Source organism: Bacillus sp. YBsi01 (assembly GCF_038406745.1).
Classification (GTDB): Bacteria; Bacillota; Bacilli; order Bacillales; family Bacillaceae; genus Bacillus; species Bacillus siamensis.
The window spans coordinates 1,584,826-1,602,118 of record NZ_CP151679.1 but is presented as its reverse complement, the minus strand read 5'-3'; the positions used below and the strand labels follow the sequence as shown (position 1 = coordinate 1,602,118).

Here is a 17,293-nt window from a genome sequence, read left to right as displayed (position 1 = left end):
GTCAAAGTCAGGCATCTCTTGGCTTTGACTTTTTTTCTTGCCCGGGATAAAAGGAATTGAAAAAACATAATTCAAAATGATACAATCTAATTTATGTGAGAAATTCGGGAGAGTGAAGCGAGATGAGTAAGCGTGATTACTATGAAGTGCTTGGAGTAAGTAAGAGCGCTTCAAAGGATGAAATCAAAAAAGCCTATCGGAAGCTTTCAAAAAAATATCATCCTGATATCAATAAAGAATCCGGAGCAGATGAAAAATTCAAAGAGGTAAAAGAAGCATACGAAGCGCTCTCAGATGACCAAAAACGGGCTCAATATGATCAATTCGGCCATACTGATCCTAATCAGGGCTTTGGCGGCGGTTTCGGCGGCGGAGGAGACTTCGGCGGCTTCGGTTTCGATGACATCTTCTCAAGCATCTTCGGCGGCGGCACGAGACGCCGTGATCCGAACGCGCCGCGGCAGGGCGCGGATCTGCAGTATACAATGACCCTGTCATTTGAAGATGCGGCTTTCGGAAAAGAGACGATCATTGAAATTCCTCGCGAAGAGAATTGTGAAACATGCAAAGGCTCAGGCGCGAAGCCGGGGACAAAGCCGGAAACGTGCTCGCATTGCGGCGGTTCAGGCCAGCTGAATGTCGAACAGAACACGCCGTTTGGCAAAGTGGTTAACCGAAGAGTCTGCCACCACTGTGAAGGAACAGGAAAAATCATCAAAAACAAGTGCTCTGACTGCGGCGGCACGGGCAAAGTGAAAAAACGGAAAAAAATCAACGTTACGATCCCTGCCGGTGTGGACGACGGACAGCAGCTCCGCGTTCCGGGTCAAGGTGAACCAGGTGTAAACGGAGGCCCTCCGGGAGATCTGTTTGTCGTATTCCATGTGCGCGCCCACGAGTTCTTTGAGCGTGACGGAGATGATATTTACTGTGAAATGCCGTTAACGTTTGCTCAAGCGGCACTCGGAGACGAAGTTGAAGTGCCGACGCTTCACGGAAAAGTGAAATTAAAAATCCCTGCCGGCACACAAACCGGCACAAAATTCAGATTAAGAGGCAAAGGCGTGCAGAATGTCCGCGGCTACGGACAAGGCGACCAGCACATTGTCGTCCGCGTCGTTACGCCGACGAATCTGACAGATAAACAAAAAGACATCATCCGCGAGTTCGCTGAAGTCAGCGGCAACCTGCCGGATGAACAAGAAATGAGTTTCTTTGACAAAGTAAAACGCGCATTTAAAGGCGAGTAATGATTGGATAGGAGTTGGTAGTTTTGAAATGGTCCGAAATCAGCATTCACACAACACATGAAGCGGTTGAACCCATCTCAAATATTTTGCATGAAGCTGGTGCGAGCGGGGTTGTCATCGAAGATCCGCTTGATTTAATGAAAGAGCGTGAGAATGTTTACGGGGAAATCTACCAGCTCGACCCCAATGATTACCCCGATGAGGGTGTCATTGTCAAAGCGTATCTGCCGATCAACAGTTTCCTCGGCGAAACGGTCGACGGCATTAAAGAGACGATTAATAATCTGCTTTTGTACGACATTGATTTAGGCAGAAACACAATCACCATTTCTGAAGTTAATGAAGAGGAATGGGCGACAGCTTGGAAAAAGTATTATCATCCGGTAAAAATTTCTGAAAAATTTACGATCGTACCCACATGGGAAACGTACACACCCGTGAATACCGATGAACTGATTATCGAAATGGATCCGGGCATGGCATTCGGTACGGGAACGCATCCGACAACCGTTCTGTGCATTCAGGCGCTTGAGCGTATCGTTCAAAAAGGCGACCGTGTCATTGATGTCGGCACCGGTTCAGGAATTTTGAGCATTGCAGCCGCCATGCTTGAGGCTGAATCGGTTCATGCGTATGATCTTGACCCGGTCGCTGTCGAAAGCGCGCGTCTGAATGTGAAATTGAACAAAGTAAGCGATACGGCCGAAGTGAAACAGAACAATTTGTTAGACGGCATCACAGGCGAACACGATGTCATTGTCGCGAATATTTTGGCGGAAGTGATTCTCCGCTTTACATCGCAGGCGTACGACCTGCTAAAAGACGGAGGCCATTTTATTACTTCAGGCATTATCGGCCAGAAAAAACAGGAAGTAAAAGAAGCGTTGGAAAAAGCCGGTTTTACCATTACAGAAATTCTGTCTATGGAAGATTGGGTCAGCATCATCGCGAAAAAATAACAGTTAGTAGGTGTCACAGCGTATGCAACGATATTTTATCGAGCTCACGAAGCAGGAGATGGATGAAACCCCCGATTTTCAAATTACGGGAGAAGACGTCCACCACATTGCAAACGTCATGAGAATGAGTGCAGGAGACCGGATAATCTGCTGTTCGAAAGACGGCCATGAAGCGTTATGCCTGCTCAAAGAGGTTTCTAAAGATCATATATCATGCAGCATTGCTGAATGGACGGGTGAAAACCGTGAGCTGCCGTTAAAAATCAGGATCGCCAGCGGCCTTCCGAAAGGCGATAAGCTTGAATGGATTATTCAAAAAGGGACCGAGCTCGGGGCAAGTATGTTCATCCCCTTTCAAGGCGCCAGATCCGTCGTTAAGCTTGACGACAAAAAGGCAAAGAAGAAGCAGGAGAGATGGGCGAAAATCGCGAAGGAGGCGGCGGAGCAATCGTACCGCAATGAAATTCCCGAAGTGAAAACCGTTCATACGTTCCGGCAGCTGCTTGAAATGGCGGAGAATGTCGATAAATGTGTCGTTGCATACGAGGAGTCATCAAAACAGGGAGAAACGGGCGCTTTCGCTGCGGAGCTCAAAAGCCTTCCGAAAGGTTCGTCTCTTCTCATCGTATTCGGCCCTGAAGGCGGTCTGACTGAGTCTGAAGTTCAGCAGCTTTCAGAAAAAGGCGCCGTCTTATGCGGCCTCGGACCAAGAATTTTACGGACTGAAACTGCGCCGCTTTACGCGTTAAGCGCAGTTTCCTATCATACAGAGTTATTAAGAGGTGATCAGTAATGGCAACTGTTGCTTTTCATACCCTTGGCTGCAAGGTCAATCATTATGAAACAGAAGCAATCTGGCAGCTGTTTAAAGATGCGGGTTATGAACGAAAAGAATTCGAGCAGACAGCAGATGTATATGTCATTAATACATGTACGGTAACAAACACGGGAGATAAAAAAAGCCGTCAAGTCATCAGACGGGCGATCCGCCAAAATCCTGAAGGCGTCATCTGCGTAACAGGGTGCTATGCGCAAACATCTCCGGCAGAAATTATGGCCATCCCGGGCGTTGACATCGTCGTCGGCACGCAGGATCGAGAAAAAATGCTCGGTTACATTGAGCAGTACAGAGAAGAGCGTCAGCCGATCAACGGCGTCGGCAACATTATGAAAGCACGCGTGTTTGAAGAGCTGGATGTTCCCGCTTTTACTGACCGGACAAGAGCGTCATTGAAAATCCAAGAAGGCTGCAACAACTTCTGTACGTTCTGCATCATCCCTTGGGCGCGCGGCCTGCTTCGTTCCCGCGATCCTGAAGAAGTCATTAAACAGGCGCAGCAGCTGGTGGATGCCGGTTATAAAGAAATCGTTCTGACGGGGATTCATACGGGCGGCTACGGCGAAGATATGAAAGATTATAATTTCGCCAACCTTCTCCGTGAATTGGATACACGTGTAGAGGGACTGAAAAGGATCAGAATTTCATCTATTGAAGCAAGCCAAATCACTGATGAAGTGATTGAAGTGCTGGATGCGTCTGATAAAATTGTCCGCCACCTTCACATCCCGATTCAGTCAGGATCAAACACCGTTCTGAAACGGATGAGACGCAAATATACGATGGAATTTTTCGCGGACCGGTTAAATAAGCTGAAAGAAGCGCTGCCGGGTCTTGCTGTCACATCTGATGTTATCGTCGGTTTCCCGGGTGAAACGGAAGAAGAATTTATGGAAACATACCGGTTCATTAAAGAACATAAATTTTCTGAGCTTCATGTGTTCCCTTACAGCAAACGCACCGGAACGCCTGCGGCCAGAATGGAAGACCAGGTTGACGAGAATGTCAAAAATGAGCGGGTGCACAAGCTGATTGCTCTGTCTGACCAGCTTGCCAAAGAATACGCCTCCGATTATGAAGGAGAGGTTCTGGAAATCATTCCGGAAGAGACGTTTAAAGAGTCTGATGAAGACGGCATGTTCGTCGGCTATACAGACAATTACATGAAAGTCGTCTTCAAAGGCACGGAAGATTTAATCGGCAAACTTGTCAAAGTCAAAATTCAAAAAGCGGGCTATCCGTACAATGAAGGACAATTCGTCCGCGTTGTTGAAGAAGAAATGACTCAGAACATGCGCATGTCTTCGTAACAGATAAAAAACCGATGCTTTCACGCATCGGTTTTTTACGGTTTCGGAGGGATCAGCCTGTCAATCAGCCGAGAAAATAAATGCGTGAACGGCAGAAATAATAACGCGGTGACAACATTAAACAAAAGGCTGAAATGCGCGATCATTTGCGCGGGATCGTCAGACAGCCGCTCTGTAAAACCTGCTGCTGCGGACAGGAAGGGAAAGACAAGAAGTACGCCGAGAATATTAAAGACAACGTGAGCGCCAGCAGTCTGTCTGGCGGCATACCCCCCTGAAACAGCAGCCATGACGGCCGTGACGCATGTCCCGATATTAGATCCGAGAACGACGCTGACCGCCTGTTCAATGCCGATCATCCCTTCGTTCATAAAGCTCATTAAAATGCCGATGCAGACGGAGCTTGAATGAATGATGGCCGTCAATATCATGCCGATCAAAAGAGCGGACCAGCTTGAATCATTTACATGGCGTAAAACTTCCGCTCCCGCCTTCATTTCTGTCAGCGGAACGGCAAGACGGCTGAAGCACGTGATGCAAAAAAAGATGATGCCGAGACCGAGAAAGCTTATGCCGATCTGCTTGAACGGATATTTCCGGATAAGAATAAACACAAGGCCGCCGATCAAAAGCACCCAGATGAGCACATCCATCTTTATGGCCAAAAACTCCGTCGTAAATGTGGAGCCGACATTCGTGCCGAGAATCATCGGAATGGTCCGTTTAAAAGGTAAAGCGCCTGCACTGACAAAGCCGATCACAATAACCATAAAAGCTGAGCTGCTCTGAAGAAAACCCGTGAATACAATGCTGATGAGAAAAGCTTTCAAAGGGTGGTCGGTAAACAAGAGGAGGCTCTTCTCAATTTTTGAATACGTTAAAGCGATCAGCCCCTGTCTGAGCAGGCTCATTCCGAGTAAAAAAAACAGGATAAGTGCGGTAAAGAGAATCAGTATCAGCAAACGAAACACCCCTTTCCATCATTATATAGACAAGCCGCGTTATTCATGACGGAAAAGTGAACTCACTTAGTTGACCTGACTCATGGCTTATATTATAATGTCAAAGTACATGTTTATATGTGTATCTTTTTAAAGGTAGTCGATTGGTGTATTCGGAGGGAGGGAAAGAGAATGTCAAAAACGGTCGTTAGAAAAAACGAATCGCTTGAAGATGCTCTTCGTCGCTTCAAACGCAGTGTATCAAAGACAGGTACTTTGCAAGAAGCAAGAAAGCGCGAATTTTATGAAAAACCTAGCGTAAAGCGCAAGAAAAAGTCAGAAGCTGCTAGAAAACGCAAATTCTAAAAGAGGGTGGATTTATGAGTCTTCTTGAGCGACTTAACCAAGATATGAAGCTGTATATGAAAAGCCGTGAGAAAGACAAACTGACTGTCGTTCGAATGGTGAAAGCTTCACTTCAAAACGAAGCAATTAAGCTTAAGAAAGACAGTTTGACCGAGGATGAGGAACTTACTGTCCTATCTCGTGAACTTAAGCAACGTAAAGACTCCCTCCATGAATTTTCAAACGCTAATCGTTTAGATTTAGTAGATAAAGTTCAAAAAGAGCTGGACATTTTAGAAGTTTATTTACCGAAGCAGCTTTCTGAAGAAGAGCTGCAGACAATCGTAAATGAAACCATTGCTGAAGTCGGTGCGAGCTCGAAAGCGGACATGGGCAAAGTGATGAGTGCTATTATGCCTAAAGTAAAAGGTAAAGCTGACGGCAGCGTGATTAACAGGCTTGTCAGCAGTCAATTATCTTAATTGACGAAGAAAAAGACATCTTTCCTCGAGAGATGTCTTTTTTTATACATAAAAAAATGAAACTAAAGTACATTTGTTACGTATATAAAGAAGAATGAAACGGGAAGGAGGGTATATCTGCCTTGTTCCGAAAAAAAACCGGAATTGCTGTTGCTCTATTGGGCTTGTTTGTATTATCTTTATTAGGAGTTCAATTGAACGCAAAAGCTGATCGTCCATCGGTTTATGTCATCCCGGTTGAGAAAAATGTCGAACATGGGCTTGCCGCTTTTTTAACGCGTTCTTTCAAAGAAGCGAAGGAATCCGGCGCGTCACACATTATTCTTGACATCAATACACCGGGAGGCGCCGTTCAATCAGCTTTGGATATTGCGGATGTCATCGGCGGCGCGGATGTGCCTGTTACCGCTTACGTGAACAAACGGGCGCTTTCTGCCGGGGCATATATAGCGCTTCAGGCGGATGACATTTATATGGCGCCGGGCGGAAAAATGGGTGCCGCAGCCATCATCGACGGCAAAGGAAACGCGGCAGACAAAAAGGCCCAATCACTATGGCATGCAGAAATGGAGGACGCAGCGGCTAAGAACAACCGAAATCCGAAATACGCCCTGGCCATGGCAGACCCCGCCATCAATGCAAAAGAAGCGGGCGCTCCAAAGGGAAAACTGCTGACACTGACAGCTGAAAAAGCCAAGGAAGTCGGATATTCGGAGGGAACGGTTTCAAACCTCGATGCTTTATATACAAAGCTCGGTTTTGACAAAGCCGATGTTCACCATGCAAAAGAGGGTTTTGTCGGAAAATTGGGAAGATGGCTGACAAACCCGTTTGTTGTCCCCGTCTTATTAACGCTCGCTTTGCTTGGTTTGACCATTGAATTGTTCTCGCCGGGCCTCGGCATACCGGGCGCCGTCGGACTGACGGCCATGCTGCTGTTTTTCACCGGGCATATCGCTGCCGGATTCGCCGGCTATGACAGTGTATTCTTGTTTTGCGCGGGCTTGGTTTTTATCCTTTTAGAGATATTTCTGCCCGGAGGCATAATTGGTCTTATCGGTGTTGCAGGCGTCATCGCGAGCCTCTTTCTCGCTGCGGGCAGCTTTACTGTAATGGCGGTTTCTCTCTTGATCGCCTTTAGTGTGTCTATTGCTGCCTTTATCATATTAACAAGGGTGTTGGGGAAACGAATGAAATTCTTTAAGAAATTGATATTAACTGATTCAACAAGCACGGAGAACGGTTATGTTTCAAATCAGAACCGGACGGAGCTGTTGGGGAAAATCGGTGTTACCGCTACAGCCCTCAGACCGTCAGGCACCGTTATTATTGATGATGAACGCCTTGATGTCGTTTCAGAAGGATCATTCACTGAAAAAGACAGACAGGTGAAAGTGGTGAAAGCGGAAGGCTCACGCATTGTCGTGAGAGAAATATAGATGATAATCTTGAGGAGGAATTAGATGGAACTGTCAAGTTTGGCGATTTTAGCAATAGTTGCAGCTGCCATAATTGTGTTAGCCATATTCTTCACCTTTGTACCGGTGATGCTATGGATTTCGGCGCTTGCAGCAGGGGTCAGAATCAGCATTTTCACTTTGGTCGGGATGAGGCTGCGCCGCGTCATTCCAAGCCGTGTGGTAAACCCGTTAATTAAAGCGCACAAAGCCGGCCTATCCGCAACAACAAATCAGCTCGAAAGCCATTACCTGGCCGGAGGTAATGTCGACAGGGTGGTCAATGCCCTGATTGCGGCACAGCGCGCCAATATTGAGCTGACATTTGAACGCTGCGCAGCCATTGACCTGGCCGGGCGTGACGTGTTGGAAGCCGTACAGATGAGCGTCAATCCGAAGGTCATTGAAACACCGTTTATCGCGGGTGTCGCTATGGACGGAATTGAAGTAAAAGCAAAAGCCAGAATCACGGTAAGGGCTAATATTGAGCGCCTTGTCGGAGGAGCGGGAGAAGAGACGGTTGTCGCCCGTGTCGGAGAAGGGATTGTCTCGACAATCGGTTCTTCACATAATCATAAAAAAGTGCTTGAAAACCCTGATATGATTTCGCAGACTGTACTTGGCAAAGGGCTGGATTCAGGCACCGCATTTGAAATTCTCTCGATTGACATCGCCGACGTGGATATCGGCAAAAATATCGGAGCGATTCTGCAGACAGACCAGGCGGAAGCAGACAAAAACATTGCACAGGCCAAAGCTGAAGAGCGCCGCGCTATGGCCGTCGCCCAAGAGCAGGAAATGCGTGCGCGCGTAGAAGAAATGCGTGCGAAAGTCGTGGAAGCTGAAGCGGAAGTGCCGCTTGCGATGGCTGAAGCCTTACGTGAAGGAAACATCGGTGTCATGGATTATATGAACATAAAAAATATCGACGCTGACACAGACATGAGGGATTCTATCGGCAAGCTGACGAATGACCAGCAAGATGAAGACCAACAATAACCTCTCTATTAAGGAGGGAGCCGCTATATGCACGAGATTCTGACAAATCCGCTCGTCATTGCCGCCGTCATCGGCATTATATCGGCAATATTCGGCAAGAAAAACAAAGATGAAAAACGCCCGCCGAATAGACGTCCCGCAGATCAGAAAAAAAAGCAGGATCACACACAGCCGCCGCAAGAGCATAAGCCGGTAGCGGAAGAAATGCCTGCCGTTTCCAAAGAGAACCCTTTTGAGCAAAAAAGAAGGGAAGCTGAAAAGCGCCTTGCAGAGACAGAGAAGATGTTCAATGGGCTTGATCATAAGCTGACATCTCAACGCGCACGAAATGCGTCTCTGAAGAAATCAGCCCTCAAAATTAAGAAAGAAACTGCGGTGCAGGGCATCATATTCAGTGAGATTTTAGGTCCGCCCCGTGCAAAAAAACCGCACCGGACCATGCGGAGCATCGGTAAAAATTAAAGTGTTAGAACCCCTTTTCAAATCATACATATGAGATGAAAGGGGGTTCTTTTTTTATGGGGCAAAGAAAGAATCGTGTAAAGGCGTGGCTGACTAGAGCATTGGAAATTCCCCCGGACGTTATGATGGATCTGCCTCGCATTACGATGGTCGGCAGACTTCATATCTACATAGAGAATCACAGAGGCCTCTTGCTGTTCAGCGAAGAAGAAGTCAGGCTGATGCTCAAGCAGGGGCAATGTATCATATCAGGAAAAAACTTGGTCATTAAGGCAATCCTTCCTGAGGAAATTCTTTTGGAAGGCACGATAGATCACGTAAGATATGTCGATTCATAAAGCCGGGGGGAAATAATGTGAAAAACAAATGGCTGTCATTTTTTTCGGGTAAAGTCCAAATGGAAGTCAAAGGAAAAGGGATTGAACGGCTGCTTAATGAATGCACGAGAAACGGAATCGCCATCTTTGCGGTGAAAAAAAAGCAAGACTGTGTTCTGCTGATGATTCAGCTTCAAGATGTACATGCTTTCAGAAGAGTCATCAGAAAACATGAATGCAAAGCAAGCTTTACAAAAAGAAAGGGCCTGCCCTTTCTGCTTCTCAAATCAAAATTAAACCTGGGCTTTACTGCGGGATTTGTGATATTTTTCATTATATTGTTTCTTTTGTCCAACATGATTTGGGACATTGATATTAAAGGGGCCAAGCCTGAAACCGAGCATCAGATGATGAAGCACCTGGAAGAAATCGGTGTAAAAAAAGGCCGTTTGCAATTTTTGATGATGACGCCGGAGAAAATTCAAAAATCATTAACAAACGGCATCGATAATATTACGTGGGTCGGTGTGGAATTGAACGGGACAGCCCTTCATATGAAAGTGGTTGAAAAAAATGAACCGACAAAAGAAAAGTACGTGAGCCCCCGCCATATCGTTGCCAAAAAGAAGGCGGTCATCAAAAGGATGTTCGTGCAAAAGGGGCAGCCGATGGCTTTTGTGAACGATCATGTTGACAAAGGACAGCTCCTCGTCTCAGGACTGATCGGAAATGAAGACCGGAAAGTCGCCTCAAAAGCGGAAATTTACGGAGAAACATGGTACAAGTCAGAAGTAACTGTGCCTCTTGAAACATCATTTACGCTATATACGGGTAAAGTAAGGACGAAGCACAAGCTGTCTTTCGGATCATGGGGCGTGCCTTTTTGGGGCTTCGGGTTTAATGAGCCGCCGCTGAAACATCCGAAAACAGAGGAAGAAAAGCATCCGTTTCAATTTCTGGGGCTGAAGCTTCCGGTATCTTACGTCAAAGAACAGACAAGAGAAAGTGAAAACTCCGTGCGGTCTTATACGAAGGACGAAGCGGTTCAGGCCGGCATCAAAATGGGCAGACAAGACGTAGAGAAGCGATTAAGCGGCAGCGGAGAGGTGGAAAGTGAAAAAGTTTTGCACCAATCCGTTGAGAATGGTAAAGTAAAGTTGATTATTCTCTACCAAGTTATAGAAGATATCGTGCAAACCACACCTATTGTTCAGGGAGACTAAAGAATGGCAGAACATTTACTTGCGATTAATCACAAACTGAAAAGCCCGGATGAAGCACTTTCTTTGTTCGGCAGCCAAGATGCCTTTTTACATTTAATGGAGAAGGATCTGGGCGTAAGCATCATCACACGCGGTGAAACCATTTACGTTTCCGGCAATGATGAGTCTTTTGAGATTGCTGACAGATTATTGGGCTCGCTCCTTACTTTAATCCGCAAGGGGATCGAGATTTCGGAACGTGATGTGCTGTATGCCGTGAAAATGGCAAAGAAAGATGAACTGGACTATTTTGAAAGCATGTATGAAGAGGAAATAACGAAAACGGCAAAAGGCAAGCCGATCCGCGTCAAAACCATCGGCCAGAGAGAATATGTTGCGGCGATGAAGAAAAACGACATGGTGTTCGGCATCGGGCCGGCGGGAACCGGCAAAACATATTTGGCGGTCGTAAAAGCGGTGCATGCTTTAAAAAACGGCCACATTAAAAAAATCATTTTAACAAGACCCGCTGTGGAAGCCGGCGAAAGCCTCGGTTTTCTGCCCGGAGACTTAAAGGAAAAAGTAGATCCTTATCTGCGCCCGCTGTATGACGCGCTCCACGATGTGCTCGGAAGCGACCATACGGAGCGTCTGATGGAAAGAGGGGTTATCGAAATCGCCCCGCTTGCCTATATGAGAGGGCGGACGCTTGACGACGCGTATGTGATTCTTGATGAAGCCCAGAATACCACTCCCGCTCAAATGAAAATGTTTTTGACGAGATTGGGTTTTGGCTCTAAAATGATCATTACGGGCGACGTAAGCCAAATTGACCTGCCGAAAGGCGTCACATCGGGACTTGCAGTAGCGAGGGATATGCTGAATGACATAAACGGCATTTCCGTGATTGAACTTGACCAGACAGATGTGGTCAGACATCCGCTTGTTGCAAAGATTATTGAAGCTTATGATAAGCAAAAGTAATGCAAAAATGACCCGATCTCCCGTTATCGGGTCATTTTTATATGATGTGTTCCTGATGTTTCAGGGAGGAGGTTCTTGTTTTGAAAAAGAAGGGAAAGGGTAAAAGCGCCCGGGAACGGTTCCGCACTTTCAGACATGCCCGCTCAGCCCATGTGCTGCTGTATCTGCTGCTTTCAGCGATCATGTTTGGTTTGCTCTTTATTCATGTAAAACCTGAATCACTTAATTTGGATTTGTTCTCAGTCAGTGATAAGACGATTTACGCGCCCGCCACAGTGGAAGATCAGCAGGCGACGGAAGCGAAAAAACAAGCGGCCGAAGATGCAGTAGAAGATCAATACACTCTGAAAAAAGGCTATACCGACAACCGGCTTGACCTGATCACTTCCATATTTAACAGCATCGGCGAAGTGAAAACAGATGCGGATAAAGACAAAAAGTCACCTTCAGAAAAATCGCTGGTCAAATCGGTGAAAAGCAAGCTGACACAGGATGTCAATGAATCCATCTCGGAAGATGCCATTAAATCGCTTCTCCATGCGAACAATGAAGATTTTTCATTTGTGAGGGATTCTGTCATAACCGCGGTGAACACGGTGATGAGCAGTGAAATTCCTTCTGAAAAGCTTGCAGAAGCGAAGGATAAGGTCGCCAAAGAGCTGAAAAGCGCCTCCGTGCCGTCAAAATATTTAGCGGCTGCGACTGAAATCGGAAAATATGCGGTGATCCCGAATTACGTATTTGACCCGAAAGCGACCGATGAAAAACGTCAGGAAGCGTCAGACAGCGTTCAGCCGGTGCAGATCAAACAAGGACAGGTTCTCGTGGAAGAGAATGACCTGATCGACCGGGAAGTATACAGAAAGCTCGAACTGACGGGGCTTTTGAATAATTCCAACCTATTAAAGCCGATCAGCGGTCTTCTTCTGATGATCGGGCTGTTTATTGCCACGCTTGTCTACTATTTCGAGAAACAGCAGCAGGAGCTTAAGCTGAAAAATAAATCCCTATTGCTGTTTTCTATCATTACAACGCTTATTCTCGTCATAATGGAAGTCGTCAGTCTCTTTCAGAAGATTGAATACACCAACATCGGGTATCTGGTTCCGATCGCCGCCGGCGCGATTTTGATCAGGCTGCTGCTCAATGAAAGGCTTGCCATTTTAGGAAGCATCATTCTGGCGATCTGCGGCAGTATGATGTTTAATCAGGGTGTGACGGGCACATTTAATTATGTGATCGGTATCTACTATTTAATCAGCAGCATTTCAGGCATCCTGTTTTTGGGGAAACATAACGCGAGATCTAAAATATTGCAGGCGGGATTGTTCGTCTCATTTATTAATATGATTATCGTGCTGTCGCTTTTATTAATCCAAAACACGGCGCTGTCGCCTGTTGAAATCGGAACGCTGATGCTGATGGGGGTCGTCTCGGGACTGGCTTCATCCGTTTTGATTATCGGTCTGATGCCGTTTTTTGAGACGGGATTCGGCATTCTTTCTACGATGAGGCTGATTGAACTGTCTAATCCGAACCATCCCCTGCTTCGAAAGATTTTAACGGAAACACCCGGTACATATCATCACAGCGTCATGGTGGCGAATTTGTCGGAAGCGGCCTGTGAAGCTGTAGGGGCAAACGGTCTTTTGGCAAGGGTCGGTGCGTATTATCACGATCTCGGCAAAACGAAACGCCCGCAATATTTTATTGAAAATCAAATGAATATGGATAATCCGCATGACAAGCTGTCTCCTCAGCTCAGCAAAAATATCATTATCGCGCATACGACAGACGGTGCGAATATGCTCAGAAGCTATAAGTTTCCGAAAGAGCTCGTGGATATCGCGGAGCAGCATCACGGAACGTCTCTTTTAAAATTCTTTTATTATAAAGCGAAGGAAAAGGGCGATCAGATTACAGAGAAAGAGTTCAGATACCCCGGACCGAAGCCGCAATCAAAAGAAGCGGCAATCATTTCAGTGGCCGACAGCGTCGAAGCTGCTGTCCGTTCCATGCATAATCCCAATCCCGAACGGATTGAAAAACTGGTGCGGGGAATTATATCCGACAAGCTTCAGGACGGGCAGTTCTCAGAATGTGATCTCACGTTCCGAGAGCTGGATACGATCGCCAAAACACTATGTGCGACTTTAAAAGGAATTTTCCACTCCCGGATTGAATATCCGGAGGCTACGAAGAAGGTGAAATAAATGAGTTTACTCATAGATATTGTTGATGAAACGAACAGCGTCTCAGCTGATGCGCTCCAAGAAGTGGAGAAGCTGCTTCAATTTGCGGCGGAAAAAGAAGGGGTTCAGGATCAGGCTGAAGTATCGGTTACGATTGTGACAAACGAGGAAATCAGAGAAATCAACAGAGACTACCGGGGAAAAGACACCCCGACTGACGTCATTTCGTTTGCGCTTGAAGAAGAAGGCGAAGACGAGGTTGAAATCGTGGGCGCCGACATGCCGCCTGTTTTAGGAGATATTATCATCAGTGCCGACAGAACGAAGGAGCAGGCTGAAGAGTACGGCCATTCGTTTATGAGAGAGCTTGGCTTTCTGGCCGTCCACGGCTTTTTGCATCTGCTGGGCTATGATCACATGACAAAAGAAGAAGAGGAAGAAATGTTTTCAAAGCAAAAGGATTTGCTGGATGAGTATGGACTCACGAGATCATAAAAACGAGTGGAGCAGATTCCTGAAAAGCTTTGTCCATGCATGGAGGGGAATCTGGAAAACGGCGCGGTCAGAGCGGAATTTTCAATTTCACATTATCGCAGCCTGCGCCGTTATCCTTTGCGGTTTTCTCACCGGGCTCAGTACGGCCGAATGGGCCGTTATTTTGATCCTGATTGGCGGAATGCTTGCTCTTGAGCTTGTAAACACGGCGATAGAGCATGTTGTTGATTTAGTTACCGATCAGTATCATCCGCTCGCAAAAGCGGCAAAGGATGCGGCCGCCGGAGCCGTTTGCGTCTTTGCCGTGATTTCGTGTATTATTGGTTTACTCATCTTCTTGCCGAAGATATGTTAGCAGAAGATTCTTACAATTATTTTACATTGCCAAAAATGGGCGTGAAAAACCAATCATAATTATGTAAAATAAAAGTGACAGCGGTATCATTCAGGATTAAGGTAAGAGAGGAAAAGTACACATGAACAGACAAGAATTGATTCAAGAAGCATTAACAGCACGGGACACAGCATATGTGCCGTATTCAAACTTCAGAGTGGGAGCCGCTCTTCTTACCAAAGACGGAAAAGTGTACAGAGGCTGCAACATTGAGAATGCGGCATACAGCATGTGCAACTGTGCTGAACGCACGGCGATATTCAAAGCTGTTTCCGAGGGGGATACGGAATTTGCGATGCTCGCCGTGGCTGCGGACACTCCGGGACCGGTTTCACCGTGCGGAGCCTGCAGACAAGTAATTTCCGAGCTGTGCTCAAAGGATATGCTTGTTATTCTGACCAACTTACAAGGACAAATAAAAGAAATGACTGCGGAAGAATTATTGCCGGGCGCATTTTCATCGGAGGATTTACATGACGAACGAAAGCTTTAAATCAGGATTTGTATCAATCATCGGAAGACCGAATGTTGGAAAGTCGACCTTTTTAAACAGGGTCATCGGTCAAAAGATCGCCATCATGAGCGACAAACCCCAGACAACGAGAAATAAAGTCCAAGGGGTGCTGACAACAGGCACATCGCAGACCATTTTTATTGATACACCGGGCATTCACAAACCGAAGCACAAGCTTGGCGATTTTATGATGAAAGTGGCGCAGAACACGCTGAAAGAAGTTGACTTGGTGTTATTTATGATTAACGCCGAGGAAGGATACGGAAAGGGCGACGAGTTTATCATTGAAAAGCTTGGACAGACGTCCACGCCGGTCTTTTTGATCGTAAACAAAATTGATAAGATCCACCCTGATCAGCTCCTTCTTTTAATTGATGAGTACCGTTCGCGCTATCCGTTTAAGGAAATTGTGCCGATCTCCGCTTTGGAAGGAAACAACGTCGAGACCCTGCTCACGCAGATTGAAGCGTATTTACCGGAAGGGCCTCAGTTCTATCCGAGCGATCAGGTGACTGACCATCCTGAGCGGTTTATTATTTCTGAACTGATCAGGGAAAAGGTGCTCCATCTTACAAGGGAAGAAGTGCCGCACAGCATCGCTGTCGCTATCGAGTCCATTAAAGGGCAGGAGAACGGCTCCGTCCATGTCGCCGCCACCATCGTGGTCGAGCGGGATTCTCAAAAAGGAATCGTCATCGGGAAAAAAGGAGCTCTTCTGAAAGAAGTCGGCAAAAGAGCGCGGGCTGATATTGAAGCGCTGCTGGGCTCACGCGTTTACCTGGAACTTTGGGTGAAGGTGCAGAAGGACTGGCGGAATAAAATGTCTCAGCTGCGTGATTTCGGCTTCAAAGAGGATGAATATTAAGTCATCTGAGGCGCATGCCTGATGTGTGGGATTACCTCACAGAAACAGGGATTCGTTAGCAAAATTTGTTTAACATGAAAAGGAGGACATCAGGTCAAGATAAGGGTAAGAATTTGGATTGGCAAGCTAGTTTAATGATGAAAGGTGGGTTTTTTGTGTTGAATTTTACCTGGAACGTATTTTCTCAAACAGGAAGTGTTGATACGTACCTTCTTTTTAAAGAACTGGAAAAAGAGAACCTGGAAAGACCCGAAGAACCGGAAGATGAGCTAGCCCGTATTGATTTTCCAATTTTGTAAACCTCTTGGCCCCTCCCGTTGTTGGAAGGTGCGGAAATGCTGACAAAATGTGAAGGAATCGTGCTTCGTACGAATGACTACGGAGAGACGAATAAAATCGTGACATTGCTGACGAGGGAACACGGCAAAATCGGCGTCATGGCAAGGGGTGCCAGGAAGTCAGCCAGCCGGCTGTCAGCAGTCAGCCAGCCTTTTTTGTACGGGTCATTTTTAATGCAAAGAACATCCGGGCTCGGCACGCTCCAGCAGGGTGAAATGATTCTCAGCATGAGAACGATCAGAGAAGACTTGTTTTTGACGGCATATGCCGCTTTTATCGCTGAACTCACTGACAAAGGAACGGAGGAGAAGAAACCGAACCCCTATTTATTCGAATTGATTCTCGAATCCTTTAAGAGGCTGAATGAGGGGACTGACCCGGACGTGATCACCTTTATCGTTCAGATGAAAATGCTTGGCGTCATGGGGCTGTATCCGGAGCTGAATCATTGTGTCCACTGTAAAAGCCGGGACGGGACGTTTCATTTTTCCATAAGAGATAACGGTTTTATCTGCCACCGCTGCTTTGAAAAGGATCCGTACAAAGTTCCGATTTCGCCGCAAACGGCAAGGCTGCTAAGGCTTTTTTATTACTTTGATATCGGAAGGCTTGGCAGCGTTTCGTTAAAGCACGAAACCAAAAATGAAATAAAACGGGTCATTGATCTGTATTACGAGGAATATTCAGGGCTTTATTTAAAGTCAAAGCGGTTTTTAGATCAGATGGAAAGCATGAAGAACCTTTTGGATGAAAACAAAAGTTGACATTCTGCCCATCTTTTTATATGATGATTTATTATAAAATATGTTGCAGTGACAGAAAGAAGTACTTGCGTCCAACTCATATAAGCGACCTTAGGACAGTGTAAGCTAGGGATGAGCGCGCAACGAAAGGCATTCTTGAGCAACTCTTTAAAAAGAGGCTGAGCGATTCACATCCTCAGCAACT

At 46.3% G+C, this 17,293-nt stretch carries 20 protein-coding genes; 19 read left to right on the top strand and 1 reads right to left on the bottom strand.

All coding sequences use genetic code 11. The features are described 5' to 3' along the window. The first annotated feature begins 122 nt into the window (after positions 1-122). The 4 genes from dnaJ to mtaB are packed head-to-tail and all read left to right on the top strand — an operon-like array spanning position 123 to position 4,357. Complete coding sequence (gene dnaJ, locus AADZ70_RS07905; RefSeq protein ID WP_016938906.1) at positions 123-1,250, top strand: molecular chaperone DnaJ; 1,128 nt, start codon at positions 123-125, stop codon at positions 1,248-1,250. A gap of 23 nt (positions 1,251-1,273) precedes the next feature. Beyond that, a complete protein-coding gene (gene prmA / locus AADZ70_RS07900) occupies positions 1,274-2,209 on the top strand; it encodes a 50S ribosomal protein L11 methyltransferase (RefSeq protein ID WP_045926748.1) in 936 nt (311 codons plus the stop codon). 22 nt (positions 2,210-2,231) lie between these two features. After that, positions 2,232-3,002 (top strand): 16S rRNA (uracil(1498)-N(3))-methyltransferase, encoded by a 771-nt coding sequence (locus AADZ70_RS07895; RefSeq protein WP_264818849.1) that lies wholly within the window; start codon positions 2,232-2,234, stop codon positions 3,000-3,002. Next, complete coding sequence (mtaB, locus tag AADZ70_RS07890) at positions 3,002-4,357, top strand: tRNA (N(6)-L-threonylcarbamoyladenosine(37)-C(2))-methylthiotransferase MtaB (protein WP_342007958.1); 1,356 nt, start codon at positions 3,002-3,004, stop codon at positions 4,355-4,357. Before AADZ70_RS07895 ends, mtaB begins: the two co-directional genes overlap by 1 nt. 35 nt (positions 4,358-4,392) lie before the next feature. Here the strand turns inward: mtaB and AADZ70_RS07885 are convergent, their stop codons facing one another. After that, on the bottom strand, positions 4,393-5,319 hold the full coding sequence (locus AADZ70_RS07885) for a Na/Pi symporter (RefSeq protein WP_342007957.1): 927 nt from the start codon (positions 5,317-5,319) through the stop codon (positions 4,393-4,395). 171 nt (positions 5,320-5,490) lie between these two features. Between AADZ70_RS07885 and rpsU the strand changes: the two genes are divergently transcribed. The 15 genes from rpsU (at position 5,491) to recO (ending at position 17,109) form a co-directional block, all read left to right on the top strand. Continuing rightward, on the top strand, positions 5,491-5,664 hold the full coding sequence (gene rpsU / locus AADZ70_RS07880; protein WP_003152957.1) for a 30S ribosomal protein S21: 174 nt from the start codon (positions 5,491-5,493) through the stop codon (positions 5,662-5,664). Positions 5,665-5,678: 14 nt separating this feature from the next. Further along, positions 5,679-6,125 (top strand): GatB/YqeY domain-containing protein, encoded by a 447-nt coding sequence (locus tag AADZ70_RS07875; RefSeq protein WP_007408278.1) that lies wholly within the window; start codon positions 5,679-5,681, stop codon positions 6,123-6,125. Positions 6,126-6,247: 122 nt separating this feature from the next. Continuing rightward, entirely contained in the window at positions 6,248-7,564 is a 1,317-nt protein-coding gene (locus AADZ70_RS07870) for a nodulation protein NfeD (protein ID WP_188154569.1), read from the top strand. A 24-nt stretch (positions 7,565-7,588) separates the two neighbouring features. Then, a complete protein-coding gene (floA, locus tag AADZ70_RS07865; RefSeq protein ID WP_016938912.1) occupies positions 7,589-8,581 on the top strand; it encodes a flotillin-like protein FloA in 993 nt (330 codons plus the stop codon). A 27-nt stretch (positions 8,582-8,608) separates the two neighbouring features. Further along, positions 8,609-9,043 (top strand): hypothetical protein, encoded by a 435-nt coding sequence (locus tag AADZ70_RS07860; protein WP_016938913.1) that lies wholly within the window; start codon positions 8,609-8,611, stop codon positions 9,041-9,043. A gap of 56 nt (positions 9,044-9,099) precedes the next feature. Continuing rightward, positions 9,100-9,381 (top strand): sporulation protein YqfC, encoded by a 282-nt coding sequence (gene yqfC / locus AADZ70_RS07855; protein ID WP_003152966.1) that lies wholly within the window; start codon positions 9,100-9,102, stop codon positions 9,379-9,381. A 17-nt stretch (positions 9,382-9,398) separates the two neighbouring features. After that, positions 9,399-10,583: a sporulation protein YqfD gene (yqfD, locus tag AADZ70_RS07850; RefSeq protein WP_327815228.1), complete on the top strand. Its 1,185-nt coding sequence runs from the start codon at positions 9,399-9,401 to the stop codon at positions 10,581-10,583. A gap of 3 nt (positions 10,584-10,586) precedes the next feature. Then, a complete protein-coding gene (locus AADZ70_RS07845; protein WP_045926742.1) occupies positions 10,587-11,546 on the top strand; it encodes a PhoH family protein in 960 nt (319 codons plus the stop codon). An 80-nt stretch (positions 11,547-11,626) separates the two neighbouring features. Next, the gene (locus tag AADZ70_RS07840) at positions 11,627-13,759 is read left to right on the top strand and encodes an HD family phosphohydrolase (RefSeq protein WP_342007956.1); all 2,133 of its coding nucleotides are present in this window, start codon (positions 11,627-11,629) and stop codon (positions 13,757-13,759) included. After that, a complete protein-coding gene (gene ybeY / locus AADZ70_RS07835; RefSeq protein ID WP_012118016.1) occupies positions 13,760-14,233 on the top strand; it encodes an rRNA maturation RNase YbeY in 474 nt (157 codons plus the stop codon). It begins immediately after the preceding gene. Beyond that, on the top strand, positions 14,214-14,588 hold the full coding sequence (locus AADZ70_RS07830) for a diacylglycerol kinase family protein (protein ID WP_016938917.1): 375 nt from the start codon (positions 14,214-14,216) through the stop codon (positions 14,586-14,588). Before ybeY ends, AADZ70_RS07830 begins: the two co-directional genes overlap by 20 nt. 121 nt (positions 14,589-14,709) lie before the next feature. After that, positions 14,710-15,120, top strand: coding sequence for a cytidine deaminase (locus AADZ70_RS07825; RefSeq protein ID WP_016938918.1), 411 nt, complete (start codon positions 14,710-14,712; stop codon positions 15,118-15,120). Continuing rightward, positions 15,101-16,006, top strand: a complete 906-nt coding sequence (gene era / locus AADZ70_RS07820) for a GTPase Era (RefSeq protein WP_016938919.1) — start codon at positions 15,101-15,103, stop codon at positions 16,004-16,006. The genes AADZ70_RS07825 and era overlap by 20 nt, the downstream gene beginning before the upstream one ends. Positions 16,007-16,161: 155 nt before the next feature. Next, positions 16,162-16,305 (top strand): YqzL family protein, encoded by a 144-nt coding sequence (locus AADZ70_RS07815; protein WP_007408286.1) that lies wholly within the window; start codon positions 16,162-16,164, stop codon positions 16,303-16,305. Between the two features lie 36 nt (positions 16,306-16,341). After that, positions 16,342-17,109: a DNA repair protein RecO gene (recO, locus tag AADZ70_RS07810; protein WP_016938920.1), complete on the top strand. Its 768-nt coding sequence runs from the start codon at positions 16,342-16,344 to the stop codon at positions 17,107-17,109. The last annotated feature ends 184 nt before the right edge of the window (positions 17,110-17,293 follow it).